The organism is Hydrogenophaga sp. H7, assembly GCF_002025745.1.
In the GTDB taxonomy this organism is placed as follows: Bacteria; Pseudomonadota; Gammaproteobacteria; order Burkholderiales; family Burkholderiaceae_C; genus Hydrogenophaga; species Hydrogenophaga pseudoflava.
This window is the reverse complement of sequence record NZ_MCIC01000012.1, coordinates 470,906-491,771: the sequence shown is the minus strand read 5'-3', so window position 1 is coordinate 491,771 and position 20,866 is coordinate 470,906. Positions and strand designations below refer to the sequence as shown.

Here is a 20,866-nt window from a genome sequence, read left to right as displayed (position 1 = left end):
TCGTGAACAAGAACATCGTCATTCTCATCTCAGGCAGCGGCTCCAACATGGCCGCCATCGTCCAGGCGGCCCAAAAGGGCCGCTGGCGTGAGCGCTTTGGTGCCCAGGTGGCGGCCGTCATCAGCAACAAGGCCGAGGCCGGTGGGCTGGCCTGGGCCCGCGAACACCACATCCCGACGGCCAGTTTCGACCACAAGGCCTACGCCTCGCGCGAGGCCTTCGACGCGGCGCTCATGGCCGAAATCGACCGCCACCAGCCGGCGCTGGTGGTGCTGGCGGGTTTCATGCGCATCCTCACGCCCGGTTTTGTGCAGCACTATGACGGCCGGCTGGTCAACATCCACCCCAGCCTGCTGCCGGCTTTCCCTGGCCTGCACACCCACCAGCGCGCCATCGACGCCGGCTGCCGGTTCGGCGGCTGCACCGTGCACCGCGTGACGGCCGAGCTGGACCACGGTGAGTACCTGGACCAGGCGGTGGTGCCCATCCTGCCGGGCGACACCGCCCAGACCCTCGCCGCCCGCGTGCTCACGCAGGAACACCTGATCTATCCGCGGGTGGTCGAGCGGCTGATCAGCTGATCACATCGACTTGTGGAACACCAGGCCTGCGTGCTCGCGCATGGCGTGGAACCTGATCTTGGGCCAGTTGGCCTCGACCGCGCGCAGCGTTGCCATGTGGTCCAGCAGCACGGTGGGGGCATCCACGGCGTCCAGCGCCACGCGGTGGGCGTTGGCGTCCATGAAGCGTTTGAGCTCCTGTTCGCCGCCGTCCTCGGGTGCGCAGGTCACCCAGCGCGTCACGTTGTAGTTGCTGCCCGTGATGCGGGCCTTGACGCCGTACTCGTGCTCCAGCCGGTGGGCCACCACTTCGAACTGCAGCTGACCGACAGCGCCCAGCAGCAGCACCGTGCCGGCGATCGGCCGGAACACCTGGATCGCGCCTTCTTCGCCCAGCTGGGTCAGGCCGGCGCGCAGCTGCTTGGTCTTGAGCGGGTCGGCCACTTCCACGCTGCGGATGATTTCCGGCGCGAAGAAGGGCAGGCCGGTGAACTGCAGGGCCTCTCCCTCAGTCAGGGTGTCGCCCAGCTGCAGCACGCCGTGGTTCGGTATGCCGATGATGTCGCCGGCAAAGGCCTCGTCCAGCAGCTCGCGGCGCTGCGACAGGAAGCTGACCACGGTGTTGGGCCGCAGTTCCTTGCCGCTGCGCACCACCTTCAGGCGCATGCCACGCTCGAAGTGGCCGCTGGCGCAGCGCACGAAGGCGATGCGGTCACGATGCGCCGGGTCCATGTTGGCCTGGATCTTGAACACCACGCCGGTGAACTTGGGCTCGGTCGGCTCCACCGTGCGCTGGATCGCGGCCTTGGCGCCCGGGGACGGGGCCAGGTCGACCAGCGCATCCAGCACCTCGCGCACACCGAAGTTGTTGACGGCCGAGCCGAACAGCATGGGCGTCTGATGACCGTCGAGAAAGGCCTGTTTGTCGAAGGCGGGTGAGGCGCCCTCGACCAGCTCTAGCTCATCCTTGGCGGCGCTCCATTCCATGCCAAAACGGCGGGCGCTCTCGGCGTTGTCCAGGCCGGCCAGCACTTCCTCGTCGCCGCCGCGGCGGTCTTCACCGGCGGCGAACACGCGCATCTGGTCTTCGCGGCGGTCGTACACGCCGCGGAAGGTCTTGCCCATGCCGACCGGCCAGGTGAAGGGGACGACCGTCATGCCCAGCTCGCGTTCGATCTCATCCATCAGGTCCAACGGGGCCTTTACCTCGCGGTCCATCTTGTTGACGAAGGTGAGGATGGGCGTGTTGCGCGCGCGGCAGACCTGCAGCAGGCGGCGGGTCTGCGGTTCCACGCCGTTGCCGGCGTCGATCACCATCAGTGCGGCGTCCACCGCGGTGAGCACGCGGTAGGTGTCTTCCGAGAAGTCCTGGTGGCCCGGGGTGTCCAGCAGGTTGATGACGCAGTCGCGGTACTCCATCTGCATCACGGACGAGGCGACGGAAATGCCGCGCTGCTTTTCGATCTCCATCCAGTCGGAGGTGGCGTGGCGCGCGGCCTTGCGCGCCTTGACCGAGCCGGCGATGTTGATGGCGCCCGAGAACAGCAGCAGCTTCTCGGTCAGGGTGGTCTTACCCGCGTCGGGGTGCGAAATGATGGCAAACGTGCGTCGCCGCTTGACTTCATTGGCAATTTGCTCGTTCGACATCACCCAAGAACCCCGTTATGTACACAGCTATGTACGCATTCCCCAAGGTGCCCATAGCGCTGCGCACATCGGCCTCTGTTGCCCCAAAGGGCCTTTGGCCCCTTTTGACAGGCAAGATTCTAGCATGACGGCCTCAAGAAATGCTCTTGAGAGCGTATTAAAGCAGTTAAACTGCCCTTGAGAGCTTTTTTCTTGACCCCCCGGAGCCCGCATGGTACTGGTAGAGGGAGAGACGCCACAAGCCTTGGTGAGCCCATGACCGCCCGGAACAAACTTCTGACTGCCCCACCCTATCCCGTCGAGCAGACGCTCAAACGGCTGGGGGCGAACCTGCGCACGGCCCGCCTCCGAAGGAACCTCACCATCGCAGACATGGCCGAGAAGATCGGCACCGGTGAGCGCGCCGTCGCCGATGCCGAGCGCGGCAAGCCTTCGACGGGCATCGCTGTCTATGCGGCGATGCTATGGGCGCTTGATCTGCTGCATCAGGTGGCTGATGTGGCCGCACCTGAGCGCGATGAAGAAGGCCAGACCCTGGCGCTCACGCGCGAGCGAGGCCGCGCCCGTCCGAAGACGGAGCTGAGCAATGACTTCTGAAGCACCGGGCGAGTGCTTCGTCTACATCACGCTGCCCGGAGAAACCGAGCCTGTCACCGCAGGGCGCTTTGCGCTCACCGTTGACCGCCGGGGCGTTCCCGAAGGGCGGTTCGTCTACGGGCGCAGCTACCTTGAGCGCCCCAATGCCGTAGCGCTTGACCCGGTCGAGCTGAAGCTCGCACCGCGTACCTATGCGACTGCGTCGATGGGCGGCGTCTTCGGTGCCTTGCGCGATGCGAGCCCGGACTACTGGGGCCGCCGCGTGATCCAGCGCCATCTCGGCACTGCGCAGCCCAGTGAGATGAACTACCTGCTGTATTCACCCGATGACCGTGCGGGTGCGCTCGGTTTCGGGCTCAACCAGATACCACCCGCGCCCAAGCGCACTTTCAACCGGACGCTCGATCTTGCAACAGTGCAGGCCATCGCTGATGCCATCGTAGCCGACGAGGATAAGCCCACCGTCGCTGATGCTGATCACGATCAGGTCGAGAAGCTGATGGTGATCGGCACATCCATGGGGGGCGCACGCCCCAAGGCCGTGGTCGAAGACGATGACGGCCTCTGGATTGCGAAGTTCAACAGGCCCGACGACGCCTGGAACAACGCACGTGTTGAACACGCCATGCTGACCCTAGCGCGGGCATGCGGTCTCCACACCGCCGAAAGCCGGGTTGTCGATGTTGCAGGGCGCGACGTGCTTCTGGTGAAGCGCTTCGATCGCGAAAAGACCGATGCGGGTTATCGGCGCGCCCGCATGGTCAGTGCACTGACCCTGTTGCGCGCGGAGGACACCTACCAGTCCCGCGACAAGTGGTCATACGTCCTGCTGGCAGAAGAGCTGCGGCGCGTCTGTGCGGAGCCGAGACAAAACACGTCCGAACTATTCCGCCGGATGTGTTTCAACGCGCTGATCTCCAACGTCGATGATCACCCGCGCAACCATGCCGTGCTCGCGCGCGCGGCGGACTGGGACCTGTCGCCCGCCTATGACCTTACCCCTGCAGTACCGGTCAGCATGGAACGGCGTGATCTCGCGATGGAGTGCGGCGATGCCGGACGGTTTGCGAATGCAGAAAACCTGCTTTCACAGAGCGCGCGCTTCCTGCTCGACGCGGACGAAGCGCGCGCGCTCATCGAAGCGATGGAGGCACAGGTGCGTGGCTCCTGGTACGGCATCGCGCGCAGCGCCGGTGTGTCCGAACGCGACTGCGACCGCATCGCATCTGCGTTCGTCTACCCCGGCTTTGGCACGCCGGAGCGAGGGTGACTGCAATGGAAAAATTCAAGGACTTCCGAAAGTCAGGCTCCTTCAGGCTCTCGTCCGGCATCGATGTGACCGGCGAACTTTCGCTCAAGCGCGGTGGAACTTCGCTTGATCTGTTTTCCAGTTCGTTCTTTGACACGCATGCGAGTGAGGACATCGCCGGGACGTTTCACGACCGCTCGAAGGTCTCGTTGATCGGTTGCATCACCATGTCCGGGCCGGGCAGTGGTACCAGAGGCGAAGAGCACTACCACTTTTCCAGCGTCTTCCCGCACTTCGCCCTCTTTGGCGAGGAGCACATCACTGGCGCTGACCGCAAGATCACGGAAGTGAGCTTTGCTGTCGATGATGCGTCGTCGATCTTCTATGACTTCGACGCCTTCGGCCAAGTCTTAGATGCTCGCCCGCACATGGAGCGGATCGCGGAGGAGAATCAGGAACGGGGACGGACGATTGAAATCGGCGAGCACCCGCATCTCTTCTACTTCACCGGCAAGCACGACATCTTTGCCGTTGATACCGTGCTCGGAAAGGTGTCTGCGACGCATGGCATCTCCTACGCCTTTCCCGGACCTGAGGGCATCCACGTTCGGAACACGATACGTGTGAATATCGTCTTCCTCACAGCACAAACAGTGGACGAGGCCATCGGCGATGTCATCGACACGCTGCGGTTCGTGGAAGTGATCGCGGGGCGGCCTCAAAACATCGTCGAGCTGAGCTTTCGCCTCGCCGCGAGCGCGGCTGAGGAGCACCCCAAGATGCTCGACGCGTACTGGTGTCTGCCACCGCGCCGGAACATTGACGATGAGTCCCGGAAGCCACACCCTGCCGACCTACCGCTCCAGGCAGGAAGATATCCCGACAAGTTCGCGCACGTCCTTGCCCGTTGGCTTGAACGCCATGACGAATGGCGCAACGCACGGGCGCGGTACGCGACGGCATCGGCACACCAGAACCGCTACGACACTGACCGACTGGTCGGGGCAGCCAATATGTTTGACATCATGCCTGCCACCGCTTGTCCAGCAGTCGTACCAATGTCGCCAGAGTTGGAGAACGCGCGGGACGAGGCGCGCAAAGCTTTCAAGGGCCTGCCTTTAAGTCCCGAACGGGATAGCGTCCTCAACGCGCTGGGACGTATCGGTAAGCCTGCACTCAAACGAAAAATTCGCAGCCGGGTCAAGCTAATCACAGACAGGGTGGGCGCACGCTTCCCCGATTTAGAAACGGTCACTGACCAAGCCGTAGATTGTCGCAACTTCTATGTTCACGGCACACCGGGCAGGTTTGACTACGGCACCCACGTTGATCAGCCTAGCTTCTTCGCCGACACGCTGGAGTTTGTCTTTGCCGCCGCAGACTTGATCGAAGCAGGCTGGGACATTGCCGAGTGGATGAAGGATGGGACAACGATGTCCCATCCGTTCGGTCGATATCGCGTGAACTACGCGGAGCGGCTCGCCGAGCTGAAGAAGCTTCTGACCTAAGCGGCCAAAAGCTCTATGCCCTGAAAGCCGTCCGGTCACGCCCTTTGATCCATGCCGGTTCTGTCCCGCGGCCGGACCACGTAGCCCCAGTGGCGGGGTCGCGGTAGAGCGGCGCGAGGGTCCGATCCCCGCTGGCCTTACCGCCGCTCTTCTCCACTGCCTTCCCCGCGCTTCTGGCGGGCCGTGCGGCTGCCAGCTCACCCGGCTTGAAGCCGTGCAGGAGCAGCAGTTCCCGCATCGCGCTCAGGACATCGGCACGGTGCTGACGTTCCTGCGCGCGCTGTTCCGCTTCCAGAAGCTGAAGCTCATGCCGTAGGTCGGCGATCCGGCGATCGAGCGTGGGCGTGCCTGCTCCCTGGCTGGCGTTGTTGAGATGGTTCTCCATCGCAAAGCTCCTTGATGAAAAGGGCGTGAAGCCCGGTTGAGGAAACGGTCTTGAAAGTCCTGGTCAGTCGCGGCTCTGGCCGGGATCGCGACCGGGCTCCGGTGAAGGGCCCGCGCGATCAAGATCGATGGATGGCCGCGCCATGCGATCGAGGGCGGGACGCTTGTCGTCGCCGCTTTCGCGCGCGCGGCGCGCTTGCGTCGCGCGCTCAAACGCCGCAAGCAGGTTCGGAAGCTCTGTCGGCGAACGCGTGACGGCGCTCTCAAACTCTGCTTTCGCCTCACCGGCACGATGTGTCGGCGTGAGGACCTTCTTGCGCGTGCGGGTAACCCGATCCCGGCAGGCGATGGCCTCTAGCGAGGGCATCTGGCCGTCGCGATCCCCACGTGCGAGCGAGCGAGCACTGGCACGCAGGTCCCGCAGCAAGGCTGCGATCTCCCGCCTCTCGATGCGCGTGAGCGACTTCTCGCGTCGCCCCTGTTCAACAAGCTCTGCCTGGTGCTGCTGTTCTTGATGAAGATGCGCGCGCGTCTGAGACACACGGAGCTGTAGACGCTCAGCCGCATACGCCTTCAGGGCTTTGGCGTCCTGTCGCCGGTGCAGCAGCGTGCGCAAAGCTTCAACGCCGGTGATGCGACCAAGGAAAGCAGCAAGTCCGGTCGGGCGGTTTTCGCGCCGCGCAACGGTGAGCCGCTCCCGCTTGTTCAGATAGACGTGTCTGAGCGCATCCCGAACCCCGCGCTGACCGATAGCGAGCGCGGCGCGGTTTGCCTGCTGACGCGCTTCGAGCGCTGTACGTTCCAGCATCAGCGCAGCACGCCGCGCTTGCTGCGACTGGCGCAGGCTCGCGACGGCGGTCGCTTTCTGATCCTGCCCGGCCTCGCGTTCGATGGCGGCACGGTGTCCCTCTACGAGCGCGATGGCTTCATCAACACTGGGCAGGCTTTCCGGCGGAAAGTCCTTGTCGAGGAACTTCCGCAGGTCGGCGGTCTTGACTGCCTTGTCGTCGATCAGGCGCGCAAGCGCATGTGTGCCACCATAGAGATCGACAAGGACGTAGGGGCGGTTTCCGGTGGCGAGGAGGTAGCCCTGCTCGCTCAGCGCCCGCACAAAGGCTGCGGCGGTATCGCTTTGCTGCCACGCACGCGTCACCGCGCGCATGTGATCTTCTTTCGTAAGGCCGGTCTGGCGCTGCTTCTCGCGGTCGTAGAGGCTTTCTTGCCCTTTCTCGGGTGACTTCTCGTAGCCCGGCGGCAGGCGCAGGCCATGCTCGCGGGCAAAGGCCCGCGTGACACGCATCAGCTTCTCGTGATCGAAGGCGAGATGCACGGCTTTTCCGTGCACGGCGTCGATGCGCGACCACACGACATGGCAGTGTTCGCGCCCGTACTTCTCGTGGAAGACGATGGCGCGCGGCTGGTTCGTGAGCCCCAGGGCTTCCTCGGTGCGCGCGATGTAGTCCATGTACTGATCGAGCGTGAGCGGCCCCTGCTTGGGATCGGGGTTGATCGAGAGGCTGTAGAGGTACTTGGCGCAGCGCGTCAGGTCCTCTGCCTGTACCTGCCATTCCTTGAACGCGCCGTGCAGGTCCGAGGCTATTGAGCCGCGCAGTTGTGCGAGCACCGCAACCTCGTTGTCGTACTCGTTCATCAGGTGCGTGGCGAGGTCCTGGCCGCCACCGCGCTGCGAGGCAAAAGGGATCACGGCTCCCTCCCGGCAAGCTGCATGAGAAAGGTGCGGATCAGCAGAAGCTCTTCGCGGCAAGCCTGCACGACTTCATCGCCCTCCTGCGAGCCCTGCGGCAAAGTGCCAAGCCTGTCGGCGATGGCAGCGGCTTGTGCCAAGAGCGTTGCTGCTGCGGCGCGGTCAAGCGAAGGCTTTGGCCGGGCGCGTGGGGCTACCCCGGCGAAGACAGCGCGGGTGATGAAGCCGCTGACGGAGAGGCCAGAGTCGCGCACGCGCGCAGCGAACTCGTCCCGCAACTTTGCGGGCGGGCGATAGGAGATCGGTGGTGCGCGCTTCTTCCGAGCCATGCTGTGCACCGTAGGCGGTCGGCACGCCAACCTTCCTCGCGCGTTCCCCGCGCGGCATGCCCCGCGCTCTTTCGTCCCGCGCAAGGGTCGATGGGCTTCCAAAGGGAGAGCCGACATCTCCGCTTTGGTCGAAGCCGGTGCCGAAACACCGGTCTGGGTCCAGGGGCACGAAGGCCGCCTGGTCGTGGATGCAAGGGGCGCGAAAGCCCTTTGCTCATGGTCCACGGAGCACGAAGGCTCCTGGTCGTCGGTGCAACGGCGAAACGTTGCCCCGAGGGGGTCCACGGGGGACGGGACGGTCCCCCTGGCAAGGTGGGCGTGGTACTACCACGCACACCTTGTGCTCCCTACGGTCGCATGGGCTCCTTATCCCAGTCTACGGCGCGACTGGTAAAGGAAGCATTGACGCGGGAGAGCGAAGCCCCGCGAGTCTCTGTTGTCGATGTAGCACGTCCGTGAACGCGAGGAAAGCGCGTGGAAGGACGTACGTTTTCAAGGCCACCATGTAGCGGTACTAACCAAGGAGGCCCTCATGGACAAGGACGCATTCTTCAAGGACTTCATGAAGGACGTAGCGCGCGGCGATGCGATGCGGTTTCTCTCGCAGCAACGCCCGCCGCAAGCCCGGTGGATGAAGCTCACTGACATAGCGAGCAGCACGGCACTGAGCTATGACCCGCGCAACCCCGGTGCCAAGGTGCTGATCGGGATGCTGGGCGCGAAGCTCCTGGGCCTTGAAGACGACCGGCACATGATGACCGTGGCAGGGTCACGGTCGGGAAAGTCAGTCGGCCTCATCAGCAATCTGATGTTTTACCGGGGCAGCGTGCTGGCAACCGATCCCAAGGGCGAACTCGCGGTGCTCACGGCAGCCCGTCGCGCCCGCCTCGGTCAGCGCGTGCACGTGCTCGACCCGTTCGGCGTAGCTGGACCGGCTATCTCCGCATGGAAGGCGTCATACAACCCGATGGATGTGCTGACGCTCGATAGCCCGACGCTCCTCGAAGACGCAGCCCTCATCGCCGAAGCGATGGTGGTGCGCGCCGGGAACGACAAAGACCCCCACTTCGACGACTGCGCACAGAGTTTCATCGCAGGCGTCATCGTCCACGTGGCGACGGCGCCCGACTATGAAGGTAGGCGCGATCTGGTCACGGTGCGGAAGCTCTTGAAGCGCGCGCTCTGGGTGCAGGACGATGCCGCGAAGGGCGATAAGCCGGTGCTGTATTTCGAGCTGGTCCGCAATGCTGACCGGCTCGAAGCCGACCCGGAGACAGAAGACCTCGGGGAGTTCGTCACCGGGGCGGCGGAGGGCTTCTACAGCAAGGCCGACAAGGAACTATCAAGTGTGCAATCGACGGTCGATCGTCACACGCAGTTCCTTGACTTCACGGCCTTGAAGAAGGTGCTGCGCAGCAGCGATTTCAAGCTCTCGGACCTGAAAGCAAAGCCTGAAGGTGTGAGCGTCTATCTGTGCTTCCCGGCGACGCGGGCTGACATCTCGAAGCGGTGGATGCGCATCTTCGTCAATCAACTGCTCGATGCGATGGAAAGAGAGCACACCCGGACTGCGGCACCCGTGCTGGTCTGCCTCGATGAGTTCCCGGTGCTGGGCTACATGAAGCAGCTTGAGACGGCGGCGGGACTCATCGCGTCGTTCGGCGTCAAGCTGTGGATCGTCCTGCAGGACTGGAGCCAGGGCAAGTCACTTTATGGCGACCGGTGGGAGACCTTTGCCGGAAACGCTGGCGTCGTGCAGTTCTTTGGCAACAACGATCTCACAACAACCGAGTACATCTCGAAGCGTCTCGACCGGACGCAGGTGGAGATGGCACGCGTCGGCGAAGTCGCGCAGGATCAATCGGCCAAAGGGCTTTCCGGGCGCTCAGAGTCGATCGAACTCTTCGATCTGCTCACGCCCGGTGAGGTCTCGCGGCAGTTCTCGCGCGACGACCGGCTCAAGCGGCAGCTCATCATGTGGGCGGGACACCACCCGATGATGATCCAGCGCGTCGTGTACTACGACAAAGAGGGGCCGCTCGCACCCTATCTGTAGTTGTGGCCGCCGCGTTTACGCGACCTTAAGCAGAGTCGGGCGATCCTTAAAGAGAAAGAACCGTCAGGGAGGTGGTTGTCATGACGGAACCAGGATCGACCCTGCCGCCGAAAGGCATGCTGGCGGCAGCAGCGGGCAAAGCATTCCCGCTGCAGGTCTGCAAGAGTGCGGCGGGCTTCTACATTGGGACGCTCAACGAAGAAGGCGAGCCCTTCACGCGCGAAAGCCAGGAGTACTGGCGCAAGCAAGAGCTGGCGGAGACAGCGCTCGCGAAGGGCCTGTGGACTCAGAAGCCCAACTTCTAGGGCTGGGCTGCAGCACGCGGAACATAGGCAGGAACGCCTTGCCTATGGGCTTGCTGCACCTGCTTCTTCATCAGCAGGCGCGCGACGGCATAGTCCCGCGCCCACTCGATCGCGAGTTCAAACGGGTAGCGACCCTGTTTGTCGCGGATCAGATAGTCGCACTGCCCCGACCCAACAAGGAGGCGGATGCAAGGCCGCGCACCTCGTACGGCTGCGTGGTGCAAAGCCGTCATGCCATGGTCATCTGCGACGTTGACATCGGCACCCTCGGCCAGTAGAGAGGCTGCCTCGTCGGCGGCCATCGCCTGCACCATCTCTCGAAGACGTGTGCCGTTCAACCAGCGCGTGAAGCGCGAAGTCCCCGCGGCTTCGTCAGCCGGTTCAATCTCGCGTGAGGGGCTAGAAGCCTCTGGCCGCGCTTCCGTCGCTGCTACAGCGACAGGCGACGGCCCCGGAATGCGTAGAGGGTGGGAACGCTCCGCGAGGGTGAACGAAACGATATTGAACGCCGCCATGACGCGCTGAATCTGCTCTTCCTCAAGAGGCTGCGGCAGGAAGCCGGAAAGTCCGGCACGCTTCAGCGCCTCGGCGGAGTTCGCGGCATCCCGGTGGCTGATGCGCGCGATAGGCCGCGACCTCAAGAGGCGCGGAAGGAACAGGCCCGGCTGCGTTCCGAGTGCGTCACCGACACTGACATAGTGCACGTGGTCATCAAGGTCGCCACCGCGCACGAAGATGTGCAGCGTGGCGGCAGGCGACGACATGAAGGCATAGCCGCGCCTGGTGGTGATACCCAGCTTCTCGCGGTCCTTCGTCTGGCGATCGTAGTGCGTCAACACATGGCGGACGCGCTCTTCGACGGGCACGAGGTTGTCCGCAGGTTCGGCCAGGAAGCGAAGCTCGATATGCTCCTCTTCAAAGCTGCCGACGTTCACGGTGCGATAGCCTGACTCCAAGTTCGACAGGATGAGGTCGCCCTGAAGGGTCCGCGAACCCAGGACGCTCTGCAGTGTGATTGCCTCCCTGAAGTCGTCAATCTGATCAAGCTCGTCGGGCCGAAGAACACGCTTCGCGACAAGAAACTTCCGCACATCCTCCAGCTTGTCCGGCTGCAGCGTTTCCTGACCGGTGCCGAAACGGCGCAGGGCCTCCTGCCTGAAGGCTCCTTCCTTCGCGCCGTCTTTAGGCACCTTGTGACGCGTGTGCTCGGAACGCAGGATGTGGTCAAGCACGGTCTTCCACGGCAGCGGCGCGCTGCCGGTTGCCTTCATCAGCCGGTAGGCGTTCAGGCCCCGGCGCAGGCGGTCGATCTGCCATGCGGTGAAGTTCATAGCCCTGAATCTTCCCATCATCACGAGGAATGCGCGTGGAAGTCCTGAGCTGACGCGGCCTAGCCTTGTCTTGACGCTGTTGAGACTAGGAGGCGCTTATGTCGGACACCCTCATCAAGCCGCTCTCGGCCTGGCCGCCGACGGTTGAGTACACGACGCCGGACGGCCTGCCCGGCTTCCGTGTGAGCGCGCATGTGCTCACGCCGGAGCGCGCGCGTACTGCCGATGGGTGCGCGGAGCTGTTGCGAGCTGCGCTCTTCATCGGATGCGCCTACGCGCTGTGGCAGGTCTTCAGCCCGGCACACTTTGCACTGCAGTTGGCGGTAGCGCTGGCCGTGTTCTACGCGGGCAACGCGCTGCTGCTGCGCTACGTCCCTGGCCTCTTCCGCCAGACGACTCTCATCGAGCTGACAACCGAACGGGTGGGCGTGCGGCGGCGCAAGGCCTGCTTGTGGTTCCCCCGGCGCGGGCACCGCTTCAAGCATCAGCTTCACGATCGCGCCGTTTGGGAGCAACGCGACAACGAGGTCGCGCGCCAGGCAGCAAGCATCGATCGCCAGGTCTCGCGCGGTTCGTACTACTACGCGGACTCGTTCCATATCGTCTTCGACCTGGGCGGGCATCGCTACGACCTGCTGACTGTCTACGGGCCGCAGGAAGCTGCCGCCGTGCTGGCCCGCCTGCAGTATCTCGACGGTCAGCTCAACGCTGCGGTCAAGATTGGCAAGGGTGTACCCGAGCAGCCGCGCGATGAGTGGGCCGAGGCACCGGGAGACGTGGCATGAGCGCCGCCATGTATCCGTGGGTGCCGGAGTGGCTGCGCATTCTGCTCACGCTCGCGCTGCTGGGATTGGGCTTGATCGTCGGGGTAGCCGCGCTCCGCGCCGCGCTCATCGTCGCGGAGGTTGTCAGTGTCGCGGCGTGGAAGGGCGCGCAGCGCCTGACTGTCTGGCTATCCGATCTGCTGATCAGGCTGGTGCTCGGCAGCGGAGTCGTCCTGGCAGCAGCGCTGCTGACCACGGCGCGTGTCTGCGGACGCGCGGCGGCGCGCCTGTGCGCGCGTGCGTTCGCACCGATTGCCCTGTGGTTTGAATCGATGCGGCAGCGCGAGAAGCTGCGCCTGCTCTGGGAAGAGGAGTACCGCGATCAGTTTCCGCGCTTCGAGGACTTCCTCGAAGCCTTCGCGCGCGGCGGCAAGCCGCGCGAAGAAGAGCGGCAGGAGCCGCCTTTCGACGAAGCGCCGCGCGCAAAGCCGCCGCCGAAGCGTGATCCGCCACGGCCTCGCCCCTCGCCGCCACCTCCTCCTGATCCGAAGCGGCTGGCCTTCGCTGCCGCATGCCGCCTGATGGGCGTACCGGAATCGGGTGAGTTCACCCCCCAGTTCCTCAACGTGCGCTATCGCGCCCTGATCAGCGCAGCCCACCCCGACCGGGGCGGCAACGCGCAGCGCGCGGCGGCCATCAATGCGGCGCGCGATCTCATCAAGACTAGGAAAGGATGGACATGAAGCTCACGATCTGGGAACCGAAGACTCCGGCTACCGTAGATGACCTGAAGAACGACTTCGCGCGCAAGGTGGGCGCGTTTCGGGCGGCGACAGGTCGCCCCGAGCGGTTCGTGACACGCTGCGCCTGCGCGATCCATGACAAGGGATTCAGCGTCGCTTACGAGCGCACAGACCCCGCACGCCCGTTCATCCTCACGGGCATCTACAAGGATGGCGAAGGTGATTCGGGCGGCAGCACGAGTGCATCGCGCAGCCGGACGCTGCCTTCAAGTGAGATCGACCACACGGGTTGGCGCTGCCCCTACTGCGCCAATGAAAGTCACCATATCGCGTGCGATCGATGCGACACCACGGTCTGCGGCGGTCGGACCCGTCGCTATCCCGGCACGGCTGACATCTTCGCGTGCCGCGAGTCCTGCGGCGCGCGCGGGACGCTGGTCGAGTCGAAGACTGTGGGAGGCGTCGAGCCCACGCGCAGCCCGGTCAGCAGCAAGCCGATCTCTGAGCGGCTGCCCTCGCCGAGCGCGGATGCGCTACGGTTGGGCGCGCCCAAGCCCCCGCGCCTGAAGTGAGTGAGTAGGCTGGGAGGATGTGTCGCGACATTTGATCTCCACACGGGTGGGGTGCGGGGGTCGCGCCAGCGAGGGCCGCAAGCGCGAAAGCGCGCATACCGAGGTATGCACCCCGGTATGGCTTGATTGATTGAACTCAGGCCGCGAGCGGCTCGGCCTCGGCCTTCTGCAACCCGTGCAGGAAATCAAGCGCGCGCTGCGCGTGGGCTGCTGCGGTGAAGATCGCGCGCTTGTCGTCCTTCAGCACATCGAGCCAGTGGCCCAGATACGCGGCATGGTCCTCGCGGACTTCGGGCGTGATCGCAAGATCAGCACACAGGAAGGCTGAACCCAGTTCCGCCACCAGCTCCTCGAATGCATAGGCCTTGTCTCCGAAGCGCTTGCCGAACTCACGCGCCATGCGCTTCTCGTTGCCGGTCCAGTGCACCAGCTCGTGCGCTTTGGTCGCCGTGTAGGCCTCTGCATCACGGAACGCTTCGACGGGGGGAAGCTGGATGAAGTCAGCCGAGGGCGCATAGAAAGCACGCCCTCCCCCATGGCGGAAGGCCGCCCCGGTGTTGGCGAAGAACTCCTCGGCCTCCTCGATCAGCTCAACGGTGCGGCCATGGTCGCGGGGCGCGGTGGGGTGGTAGTAGTGATCGGGCAGACCTTCGATCTGTGCCACGTTGAAGACGGTGTAGCCCTTCATGAAGGGGATGGAAACTTCAGTCTCTTCGCCCTTCTCGTTCTCTTCCGTCTTGCTGAAGGTGTCGGCGTAGACGACGAGGGAACCACGCTCACCCTTGCGGACGTTCGCGCCCATGCTCTCCGCTTGCTTGTAGGTCATCCACAGGGGGTTTTCGTAGCCCTTCTCGACCATCTCGCCCCACAGCAGCAGGACATTGACGCCACGGTAGGGCGTGCCGTTGTGGCGCAAGGGAAGTGAAGGCAGACGCGCGAGGGCGTGCTCACTGTTCCAAGGCTTCATCCATGTACGCACACCCTTTTCAAGGTCGGCGACGATGCGATCGGTGACGCGGGTGTAGACATCCGCGCGGGGTTGTTGGCTGTTCGTGCTGGTGGTCTTCGCTTGCTTGCTCATGGTCTTTGCTCCTTTAGGGCTTTCGGGGTGCTGCGCAGCAGGTGCGCATGCACCCGACGCCCGTCGGCGAGGCCGGGGGTAGCAAAGGGCAAGGGCTGTAGGGCCGGAGGGGGATCACCCGGCCTGCACGGAGCGAAGCGAAGGAAGGTTGGGGACACCGGCCAGGCGGGCCGACCAGCGGGAGGCTTCACCCTTGACTGACGCGAGGGGCTGGTCCCTTAGCCCATGAGGAGCGAAGCGACCAGGCGCACGGCTGATGGCAACGACGTGATCGCCGTCGCCAGACGGCGGGCCATGAGCCGGGCGCGCTCGTGAATGTGAAGGCTTGGTCCGTCGGCGGAAGGACGGAGCCGGGTGATTCAGCGGGGGCCGATCAAGCGCCGCCGCTGCCGACCCTCTGTCTTCCGCACGAGGGATCGTTACCCGCATGGGCCGGGACCAGCGTGGCCCGGTCCCTCCCCAGGAGGGATAGAGCCCGGTCGGCACGGTGCCGCGCACGGTGCCGACGCGCCCCCGATCGGCCTGTTATCGTGTCGCCAGACCGACTTCCGGCGGCGCGGCTGCGCCCGGATCAGTTCACGAAGCGGCCAAAAGGCGTCCCTCGTGAACTAAGCGCGACCTTCCGTGCACCATGCGCGGAGCGCCTAAGTCCTTGTCCCGTAATAGATTTCGTGCCAGACTGCCGGTGGCAGGCCTGCACCTGTATCTAGATACGAGCTGCCTAGATCCATTAATTTCTGCCTCATCGGTGTTTTCGAACCGAAGGAAGGATCAGAAAAATGGACAAAGAACTGTTGTTGGCCTGCCTGAACTGGTTGTCGGCGAACACGCCGTCGCTGGTGCAGTTGCTGGGCGCGCTCGCGCCGGTGGTGGCGCTGGTGGTGGTCGGCTACGCGTTGCACGTGACGCACAGGAAGGGAGACCGCAAGTGATCAAGCCCTCAAGGTGGCACCGTCTGCCGACGGCACCGGTGCTGGCAGCGCTGCCGCAGTTGACCTGGAGCAGTGCTGACGGCGGGAAGCCTGCGGCCGAGACGGCGGCCCTGATGCTGTTCGTCGCGCTGAACTTCATGGCCTCGACCTCGGTGGACGAGCGCGACCAGTTTCACGCAATCGCCGAAGGCACCTATGTCGATCTCGGCGAGGCGACGGGGCTCTCGCGGGCGCTAATCTCGGCGGGGCTGCAGCGGCTGCAGACGCTTGGTCTGATTGCGCCGGAGGGCTCGCACCAGAAGCGCCGCTACAAGATCACCTGGCCTGCCGAACACCGGTTCTTCAAGCTGCCCTGCCAGGCGATCACGAACGGGAACGTGATCGTGCCGTTCAAGAGCTTCACCATGCGCTCAAAGCATGAACTGCACGCGATGAAGCTCTACCTCTATTTCGCCTCGATCAGGAGCAACTACGTGGCCTTCTCGATGGCGTCGTACGAGACGATCTTCGAGCGCACGCGCATCCCCGAGCGCGACATCCGGCGCGCGATCAGCGTGCTGATCGGTGCGGGTCTGCTCGAAGGCGTGGACCGCGAGCATTCACAAACACGCGGCGTCAACGAGCCGAACAAGTACTACCTGAAGGGCTATGCCGCGCTGATGGGTCAGCGGCAGGGGCAAGCTGCCGAAGCGGGGACAGTACCGAACGCAGCGCTAGCGCCAGCAACAACAGCATGAGAGCCATCAACAAAGAGAGGGAGACCACATGAAACTCGTTCGACTTCGACTATCCAACTTTCGTTCTTTCGGTCCGGAACCCACTGTGGTCGAGCTGACCGACATGACGTTCTTGCTCGGGCCAAACGGCGCAGGCAAGACTGCCGTGCTCCAGGCCCTCGCCCGCATGTTCGGCATCGATCCCGCGCAGCGAAGGATCAAGCGGTCCGACTTTCACGTTCCGGCGAGCGAAGCGCCGGAGGACGCCCCTGATCAGCGGACCCTCTGGATCGAAGCGCACTTCGAGTTTCCCGAACTGGAACAGGATGATGCCGACGCGGCGGCACTTCCGGCGGTGCCTGGCAACTTCGCGCATATGCAACTGGTGGCGGCGGAAGGCCCGGCGCAAGTTCGCTTCCGGCTGAAGGCAACCATCGATCAGGACGACGACATTGAAGAAAGCTTCACGTTCGTCATCAGCGAAGACGAGGACGGAAATCCAACCGAAGAAAGCCGTGTATCGAAGCAGGACCGTAGCGCCATCCAGGTCCACTACCTGCCAGCACGACGCGACCCTGCTGACCACATCTCCTACTCTGCCAACGCACTGCTCGGGCGAGCGCTGCGGTCGGCAGACTGGAGCGCTGAGCGCGAGGAGATCAGCACGCTGACGGAGCAGATTGGCGATGAACTCCGGGACAACGCCGCCATCGGCGGGATCGCCACCGTGCTCACCGGCCAATGGGGCGGCCTGCACAAGGGAAGCCACTACACAAACCCGTCGGTCTCATTCGGGCGAAACGAGATCGAGAACCTGCTGCGGCATCTGAGCATCGGGTTCACGCCGGGCCATGGCGAAAACATCGTGGACTTCACGCGGCTCAGCGACGGTCAGCAGTCCCTGCTCTACGTCTCGCTGGTGCTCGCCATGCACGATATCGGCCGCAAGGTCTTGAACGGCGAGCTGGCCGAAGCGTTTGACATCGACAAGCTGCGTCCCGCTGTCTTCACGCTCATCGCCATCGAGGAGCCTGAGAACAGCTTGTCGCCTCACTATCTCGGGCGCGTTGTCAGGACGCTGACGACCTTCGCTGAGGGGCAGGACAGTCAGGCGCTGGTAGCGACGCATGCGCCGTCGCTCTTGCGCCGGGTACCGCCGGAGTCGGTCCGGTACCTTCGCCTGAACGAAGAGCGGAGCACCGTCGTCAAGAGCATCGAACTCCCTGATGACGAGTCAGCACAGAAATTTGTCCGCGAAGGTGTCCAAGCCTTCCCGGAGCTTTACTTCTCTCGCATGGTCATCCTGGGTGAAGGTGACAGCGAGCAGATCGTGCTGCCGCGATTGCTGGAGGCCCGAGGCATCCTCGCCGATGACGCATCCATCTCCGTAGCGCCCCTCGGCGGGAGGCACGTCAATCACCTCTGGCGGCTCCTGAACGGACTTGGCATCCCGCATGTGACCCTGCTGGACCTCGATGTCGCGCGGTATCAGGGCGGATGGGGCCGCATCAAGTACGCCGCCAGGGAGCTATTGAAGTACGCCGACATAGACGGCAATGATCTGAAGCAGAAGGAGATCGACGACATTCCAAAGTGGAACTCCGACGATGGCGTCATCGTTGATGACAAGGGCTGGCTCGACCGTCTTGAGGCGCTCGGGGTCTACTTCTCCGCACCGCTTGATCTCGACTTCATGATGATGACGCACTACCCAGCTGCGTACGACGTTGAAGATGATGATCTGGAGGAACCCGACGAGGACACGATCAAGGCCGTCATGGGTAAGAGTCACGATGTGCTGGGCAACCAGTACACGGACGAGGAGCAGAGCTACTTCGATGCGTACCATCAGAGATTCAAGCTCGACAGCAAACCCACTTCCCATATCCGCGCGATGGCAAACCTGGATGACGACGCGCTCATCGAGGACATGCCCGATGTGCTCGACCGCCTGTTCGATGCGGTCGAGGCCAAGCTCGCGGACCTGCCCGAATGATCAGGGTCGAACAATGGTCACCTGCTGACGGCCTCTCTCTTGAGCCGAACGCACTCGTGGCGGCCAAAGAGATCGACCGCAACCTGGCGCTGACCGCCGGTCCAGGCGCAGGCAAGACGGAGATGCTGGCGCAGCGTGCCGACTTCCTGCTGCGCACCGGTTCGTGCCGATATCCAAAGCGCATCCTGGCGATCTCCTTCAAGGTCGATGCCAGTCAGAACCTCAAAGCCCGGGTCCGCAAGCGTTGTGGACAGGAGCTGGCGGCGCGCTTTGACAGCCACACGTTCCATGCGTTTGCGAAACGCATCATCGATCGCTTCCGGCTGGTGCTGACCGGACGGGATGCGCTTGACCCGGACTACAGCATCGGGAAGCACCGTGTTCAAAGGCGATCCATCACGTTCGACGACATGGTGCCGCTGGCGGTACAGATCGTGGAGTCAAGTCAGATCGCACGCAACGCGATCCGGCAGACCTACAGTCATGTGTTCCTCGATGAATTTCAGGACTGCACGAATGCGCAGTACGAGCTCATCAAGGCTTGCTTTCAGGACACGACTGTCCGGCTAACGGCGGTCGGCGACACGAAGCAACGGATCATGGGATGGGCCGGGGCGCTTGAAGGAATCTTCGAGAGCTACGCGGAAGACTTCGACGCACATCCCCTCAATCTCTATCAGAACTTTCGGTCGGAGCCGAGGTTGCGCCGCATGCAGAACGCGATGGTGCACGTCATGGACCCACCCGCAGCACTCGACGGCGCTGACCTTCCGGGCGATGAGGGAGAGATCGAAGTTCTGCGGTTCGACAATGATGATGACGAGGCAGAGGCGCTCGCAGACTCTGTGCGCGGCTGGATAGACGATGAAGGTGTCAATCCTTCCGAGATCGCGGTGCTGGTCAGCAAGCAGCAGAACCTCTACTGCCAGAAGCTGCGCGCGGCGCTGGATGCGAAAGGCGTGCCTTACCGCGATGAGGATGCAACCCAAAACCTGGCATCGGAGCCGGTTGCGAACCTGATCGTCGATTTCCTTCTCGTTGCGGCAGGGCAGCGGCAGCCCGGCCCCTTTCAGCGACTCCTCGACCTTGTCGTGTTCGGGCGCGGCCTCGATCAGGAGAACGAATATCGCGCGCGATCACGTTGGAACCGCTTCGTCGCGACCGTCAAGCAGAGGCTCGCAGCAGAGGAGGCTGATCTTGCAGACCTGGACGATCTGCGAACCATCGTCAACGAGCTGCTGGACATCGTCGGACGCGACGCGGTCGTCGCGCTTTCGTCCGAGTACGCGCATGGGGACTATCTGCAACTGCAGATCGACGCGACGACTGACCGGGCACACACGCTGATGTCCGAAGGTGACGACCCGGTGACAGCTCTAGCCTCGTTCTCCGGGGACCAAGCCGCAAAGATCATGTCGATCCACAAGAGCAAGGGCCTGGAGTTCGACACAGTCGTCGTGCTGGGCGTTGAGAAGCAGACCTTCTGGGGTGACCAGGACGCCGAGCGTTCGGCCTACTTCGTCGGCATTTCGCGCGCGAAGCGTCGCTTGTACCTGACCGTTTGCAACGAGAGAGAACGCCCCGAAGGAGCGAACAACCGCTGGAACGTCGCCAGGACCGAGCACGATGAGTTCGTCGGCTACGCGACGCCTTACCTGTAGCGACGCACGACAGAAGGAGCCCACTCATGGCCCGGCAACCGGGCCATGAGATCGACAGCTAGTATTCCTCCGGCAGGAGGATGGTTGTCACCGAGCGGTCAGCCTCGGTAATGACCCACAGGCAGTTCTCGCCCCAGCCCTTGCAGGGTTTCGATGGATCGATCGGATAGGCTGAGAGAACGCGGTCGCCTTCACTGACGGCAAGTCGGTTGGTCTCAGCGTCTTCGGGATCGACGCATCCCCAGTCACCGCTGGCGTGACGGCTGAGGAGCGCCAGGAAGTGCAGCGGGCCGCTAGATGCCTCGATCGCGCAGGGAGTGGCTACGACCTGCCCGAGAGGGAAAAGAGGGGCGCTCATCGCGCTACCTCCGCACCCTCGGTGCTGTCTTCGGCCTTCGGCGTCATCAGGACGATCCGTCCGTTGACCGGAAGCGCGTTCAGCTCGATGCTGAAGCCCTCGCCGTGCTGGTGCGGCCAGGCGGACCCAATGCGGGTCCAGAAGGCTTGCTTGCCCTCGCCGGTGACGGCGTATGCGATGAAGGCGGGTTTCTTGGTAGTCGTCATGTCGTTCTCCTTTCATTGAGCGTTGCGACACGACGGGACAGGCACGGGGTTAAGAAGACAGGGTCATGGGTCGCCCGGAGCTGCACAAGGACTGCAAGGACGCGGAAGCGAGGACGATGCGAAGCACCCGCCCTTTGAACAGGGCTGCGCCCCGTGCAGGATCACG

21 protein-coding genes are annotated in these 20,866 nt (G+C 63.7%); 13 read left to right on the top strand and 8 right to left on the bottom strand.

Annotation, left to right across the window (positions count from 1 at the left end):
- The first annotated feature begins 2 nt into the window (after nucleotides 1-2).
- Complete coding sequence (gene purN / locus BC358_RS08840) at nucleotides 3-581, top strand: phosphoribosylglycinamide formyltransferase (protein ID WP_079365525.1); 579 nt, start codon at nucleotides 3-5, stop codon at nucleotides 579-581.
- Here purN and BC358_RS08835 read toward each other — a convergent pair whose 3' ends face one another.
- The gene (locus tag BC358_RS08835) at nucleotides 582-2,207 is read right to left on the bottom strand and encodes a peptide chain release factor 3 (RefSeq protein ID WP_079365524.1); all 1,626 of its coding nucleotides are present in this window, start codon (nucleotides 2,205-2,207) and stop codon (nucleotides 582-584) included.
- Between the two features lie 255 nt (nucleotides 2,208-2,462).
- On the opposite strand from BC358_RS08835, the gene BC358_RS08830 reads away from it, so the two are divergent.
- The 3 genes from BC358_RS08830 to BC358_RS08820 are packed head-to-tail and all read left to right on the top strand — an operon-like array spanning nucleotide 2,463 to nucleotide 5,561.
- Nucleotides 2,463-2,804 carry a helix-turn-helix transcriptional regulator gene (locus BC358_RS08830; protein WP_079365523.1) on the top strand — a complete coding sequence of 114 codons (342 nt, stop codon included), beginning with the start codon at nucleotides 2,463-2,465 and terminating at the stop codon, nucleotides 2,802-2,804.
- Nucleotides 2,794-4,074: a type II toxin-antitoxin system HipA family toxin gene (locus BC358_RS08825; protein ID WP_079365522.1), complete on the top strand. Its 1,281-nt coding sequence runs from the start codon at nucleotides 2,794-2,796 to the stop codon at nucleotides 4,072-4,074. The genes BC358_RS08830 and BC358_RS08825 overlap by 11 nt, the downstream gene beginning before the upstream one ends.
- Before the next feature lie 5 nt (nucleotides 4,075-4,079).
- Nucleotides 4,080-5,561 carry a HEPN domain-containing protein gene (locus BC358_RS08820; protein WP_079365521.1) on the top strand — a complete coding sequence of 494 codons (1,482 nt, stop codon included), beginning with the start codon at nucleotides 4,080-4,082 and terminating at the stop codon, nucleotides 5,559-5,561.
- A 13-nt stretch (nucleotides 5,562-5,574) separates the two neighbouring features.
- Here BC358_RS08820 and BC358_RS08815 read toward each other — a convergent pair whose 3' ends face one another.
- From BC358_RS08815 to BC358_RS08805, 3 genes are all read right to left on the bottom strand, one after another.
- Nucleotides 5,575-5,946, bottom strand: a complete 372-nt coding sequence (locus BC358_RS08815; RefSeq protein ID WP_079365520.1) for an H-NS histone family protein — start codon at nucleotides 5,944-5,946, stop codon at nucleotides 5,575-5,577.
- Nucleotides 5,947-6,009: 63 nt separating this feature from the next.
- Nucleotides 6,010-7,650 (bottom strand): relaxase/mobilization nuclease domain-containing protein, encoded by a 1,641-nt coding sequence (locus BC358_RS08810; protein WP_079365519.1) that lies wholly within the window; start codon nucleotides 7,648-7,650, stop codon nucleotides 6,010-6,012.
- Nucleotides 7,647-7,979, bottom strand: coding sequence for a hypothetical protein (locus BC358_RS08805; RefSeq protein ID WP_218669481.1), 333 nt, complete (start codon nucleotides 7,977-7,979; stop codon nucleotides 7,647-7,649). Before BC358_RS08805 ends, BC358_RS08810 begins: the two co-directional genes overlap by 4 nt.
- A 532-nt stretch (nucleotides 7,980-8,511) precedes the next feature.
- Here BC358_RS08805 and BC358_RS08800 point away from each other — a divergent pair.
- Nucleotides 8,512-10,035 carry a type IV secretory system conjugative DNA transfer family protein gene (locus BC358_RS08800; protein WP_218669480.1) on the top strand — a complete coding sequence of 508 codons (1,524 nt, stop codon included), beginning with the start codon at nucleotides 8,512-8,514 and terminating at the stop codon, nucleotides 10,033-10,035.
- Between the two features lie 80 nt (nucleotides 10,036-10,115).
- Nucleotides 10,116-10,340: a hypothetical protein gene (locus tag BC358_RS08795; RefSeq protein WP_079365518.1), complete on the top strand. Its 225-nt coding sequence runs from the start codon at nucleotides 10,116-10,118 to the stop codon at nucleotides 10,338-10,340.
- On the opposite strand, the gene BC358_RS22185 is transcribed toward BC358_RS08795, so the two are convergent.
- Nucleotides 10,337-11,671, bottom strand: a complete 1,335-nt coding sequence (locus tag BC358_RS22185; protein ID WP_218669479.1) for an ankyrin repeat domain-containing protein — start codon at nucleotides 11,669-11,671, stop codon at nucleotides 10,337-10,339. The genes BC358_RS08795 and BC358_RS22185 overlap by 4 nt on opposite strands.
- Nucleotides 11,672-11,769: 98 nt before the next feature.
- On the opposite strand from BC358_RS22185, the gene BC358_RS08785 reads away from it, so the two are divergent.
- Genes BC358_RS08785 through BC358_RS08775 form a run of 3 tightly spaced genes read left to right on the top strand, consistent with a single transcriptional unit; the run spans nucleotide 11,770 to nucleotide 13,750 of the window.
- Nucleotides 11,770-12,456 (top strand): hypothetical protein, encoded by a 687-nt coding sequence (locus BC358_RS08785; RefSeq protein WP_079365517.1) that lies wholly within the window; start codon nucleotides 11,770-11,772, stop codon nucleotides 12,454-12,456.
- On the top strand, nucleotides 12,453-13,178 hold the full coding sequence (locus tag BC358_RS22090) for a hypothetical protein (protein WP_079365516.1): 726 nt from the start codon (nucleotides 12,453-12,455) through the stop codon (nucleotides 13,176-13,178). Before BC358_RS08785 ends, BC358_RS22090 begins: the two co-directional genes overlap by 4 nt.
- Nucleotides 13,175-13,750 (top strand): hypothetical protein, encoded by a 576-nt coding sequence (locus tag BC358_RS08775; RefSeq protein ID WP_143434231.1) that lies wholly within the window; start codon nucleotides 13,175-13,177, stop codon nucleotides 13,748-13,750. Before BC358_RS22090 ends, BC358_RS08775 begins: the two co-directional genes overlap by 4 nt.
- A 136-nt stretch (nucleotides 13,751-13,886) precedes the next feature.
- Here the strand turns inward: BC358_RS08775 and BC358_RS08770 are convergent, their stop codons facing one another.
- Nucleotides 13,887-14,831: an ArdC family protein gene (locus BC358_RS08770; protein WP_079365514.1), complete on the bottom strand. Its 945-nt coding sequence runs from the start codon at nucleotides 14,829-14,831 to the stop codon at nucleotides 13,887-13,889.
- A gap of 779 nt (nucleotides 14,832-15,610) precedes the next feature.
- On the opposite strand from BC358_RS08770, the gene BC358_RS22085 reads away from it, so the two are divergent.
- From BC358_RS22085 to BC358_RS08755, 4 genes are read left to right on the top strand one after another with little or no spacing between them, the layout of a single operon-like run.
- Nucleotides 15,611-15,763 carry a hypothetical protein gene (locus tag BC358_RS22085; protein ID WP_179130040.1) on the top strand — a complete coding sequence of 51 codons (153 nt, stop codon included), beginning with the start codon at nucleotides 15,611-15,613 and terminating at the stop codon, nucleotides 15,761-15,763.
- On the top strand, nucleotides 15,760-16,500 hold the full coding sequence (locus BC358_RS08765; protein WP_079365513.1) for a hypothetical protein: 741 nt from the start codon (nucleotides 15,760-15,762) through the stop codon (nucleotides 16,498-16,500). The genes BC358_RS22085 and BC358_RS08765 overlap by 4 nt, the downstream gene beginning before the upstream one ends.
- 28 nt (nucleotides 16,501-16,528) lie before the next feature.
- Entirely contained in the window at nucleotides 16,529-18,475 is a 1,947-nt protein-coding gene (locus tag BC358_RS08760; RefSeq protein WP_079365512.1) for an ATP-dependent endonuclease, read from the top strand.
- The gene (locus BC358_RS08755) at nucleotides 18,472-20,136 is read left to right on the top strand and encodes a UvrD-helicase domain-containing protein (protein WP_079365511.1); all 1,665 of its coding nucleotides are present in this window, start codon (nucleotides 18,472-18,474) and stop codon (nucleotides 20,134-20,136) included. The genes BC358_RS08760 and BC358_RS08755 overlap by 4 nt, the downstream gene beginning before the upstream one ends.
- A 58-nt stretch (nucleotides 20,137-20,194) precedes the next feature.
- Here the strand turns inward: BC358_RS08755 and BC358_RS08750 are convergent, their stop codons facing one another.
- Together BC358_RS08750 and BC358_RS08745 are read right to left on the bottom strand one after the other, a co-directional pair.
- Nucleotides 20,195-20,494 carry a type I restriction endonuclease subunit M gene (locus BC358_RS08750; RefSeq protein ID WP_079365510.1) on the bottom strand — a complete coding sequence of 100 codons (300 nt, stop codon included), beginning with the start codon at nucleotides 20,492-20,494 and terminating at the stop codon, nucleotides 20,195-20,197.
- Nucleotides 20,491-20,700 (bottom strand): hypothetical protein, encoded by a 210-nt coding sequence (locus BC358_RS08745; protein ID WP_079365509.1) that lies wholly within the window; start codon nucleotides 20,698-20,700, stop codon nucleotides 20,491-20,493. The genes BC358_RS08750 and BC358_RS08745 overlap by 4 nt, the downstream gene beginning before the upstream one ends.
- Between the last annotated feature and the right edge of the window lie 166 nt (nucleotides 20,701-20,866).

Coding starts and splice junctions, on each gene's coding strand:
- BC358_RS08835 (WP_079365524.1), bottom strand. CDS start 2,207: ATGTCGAACGAGCAAATTGCCAATGAAGTCAAGCGGCGACGCACGTTT.
- BC358_RS08830 (WP_079365523.1), top strand. CDS start 2,463: ATGACCGCCCGGAACAAACTTCTGACTGCCCCACCCTATCCCGTCGAG.
- BC358_RS08825 (WP_079365522.1), top strand. CDS start 2,794: ATGACTTCTGAAGCACCGGGCGAGTGCTTCGTCTACATCACGCTGCCC.
- BC358_RS08820 (WP_079365521.1), top strand. CDS start 4,080: ATGGAAAAATTCAAGGACTTCCGAAAGTCAGGCTCCTTCAGGCTCTCG.
- BC358_RS08815 (WP_079365520.1), bottom strand. CDS start 5,946: ATGGAGAACCATCTCAACAACGCCAGCCAGGGAGCAGGCACGCCCACG.
- BC358_RS08805 (WP_218669481.1), bottom strand. CDS start 7,979: ATGGCTCGGAAGAAGCGCGCACCACCGATCTCCTATCGCCCGCCCGCA.
- BC358_RS08800 (WP_218669480.1), top strand. CDS start 8,512: ATGGACAAGGACGCATTCTTCAAGGACTTCATGAAGGACGTAGCGCGC.
- BC358_RS08795 (WP_079365518.1), top strand. CDS start 10,116: ATGACGGAACCAGGATCGACCCTGCCGCCGAAAGGCATGCTGGCGGCA.
- BC358_RS22185 (WP_218669479.1), bottom strand. CDS start 11,671: ATGAACTTCACCGCATGGCAGATCGACCGCCTGCGCCGGGGCCTGAAC.
- BC358_RS08785 (WP_079365517.1), top strand. CDS start 11,770: ATGTCGGACACCCTCATCAAGCCGCTCTCGGCCTGGCCGCCGACGGTT.
- BC358_RS22090 (WP_079365516.1), top strand. CDS start 12,453: ATGAGCGCCGCCATGTATCCGTGGGTGCCGGAGTGGCTGCGCATTCTG.
- BC358_RS08775 (WP_143434231.1), top strand. CDS start 13,175: ATGAAGCTCACGATCTGGGAACCGAAGACTCCGGCTACCGTAGATGAC.
- BC358_RS08770 (WP_079365514.1), bottom strand. CDS start 14,831: ATGAGCAAGCAAGCGAAGACCACCAGCACGAACAGCCAACAACCCCGC.
- BC358_RS22085 (WP_179130040.1), top strand. CDS start 15,611: ATGGACAAAGAACTGTTGTTGGCCTGCCTGAACTGGTTGTCGGCGAAC.
- BC358_RS08760 (WP_079365512.1), top strand. CDS start 16,529: ATGAAACTCGTTCGACTTCGACTATCCAACTTTCGTTCTTTCGGTCCG.
- BC358_RS08755 (WP_079365511.1), top strand. CDS start 18,472: ATGATCAGGGTCGAACAATGGTCACCTGCTGACGGCCTCTCTCTTGAG.
- BC358_RS08750 (WP_079365510.1), bottom strand. CDS start 20,494: ATGAGCGCCCCTCTTTTCCCTCTCGGGCAGGTCGTAGCCACTCCCTGC.
- BC358_RS08745 (WP_079365509.1), bottom strand. CDS start 20,700: ATGACGACTACCAAGAAACCCGCCTTCATCGCATACGCCGTCACCGGC.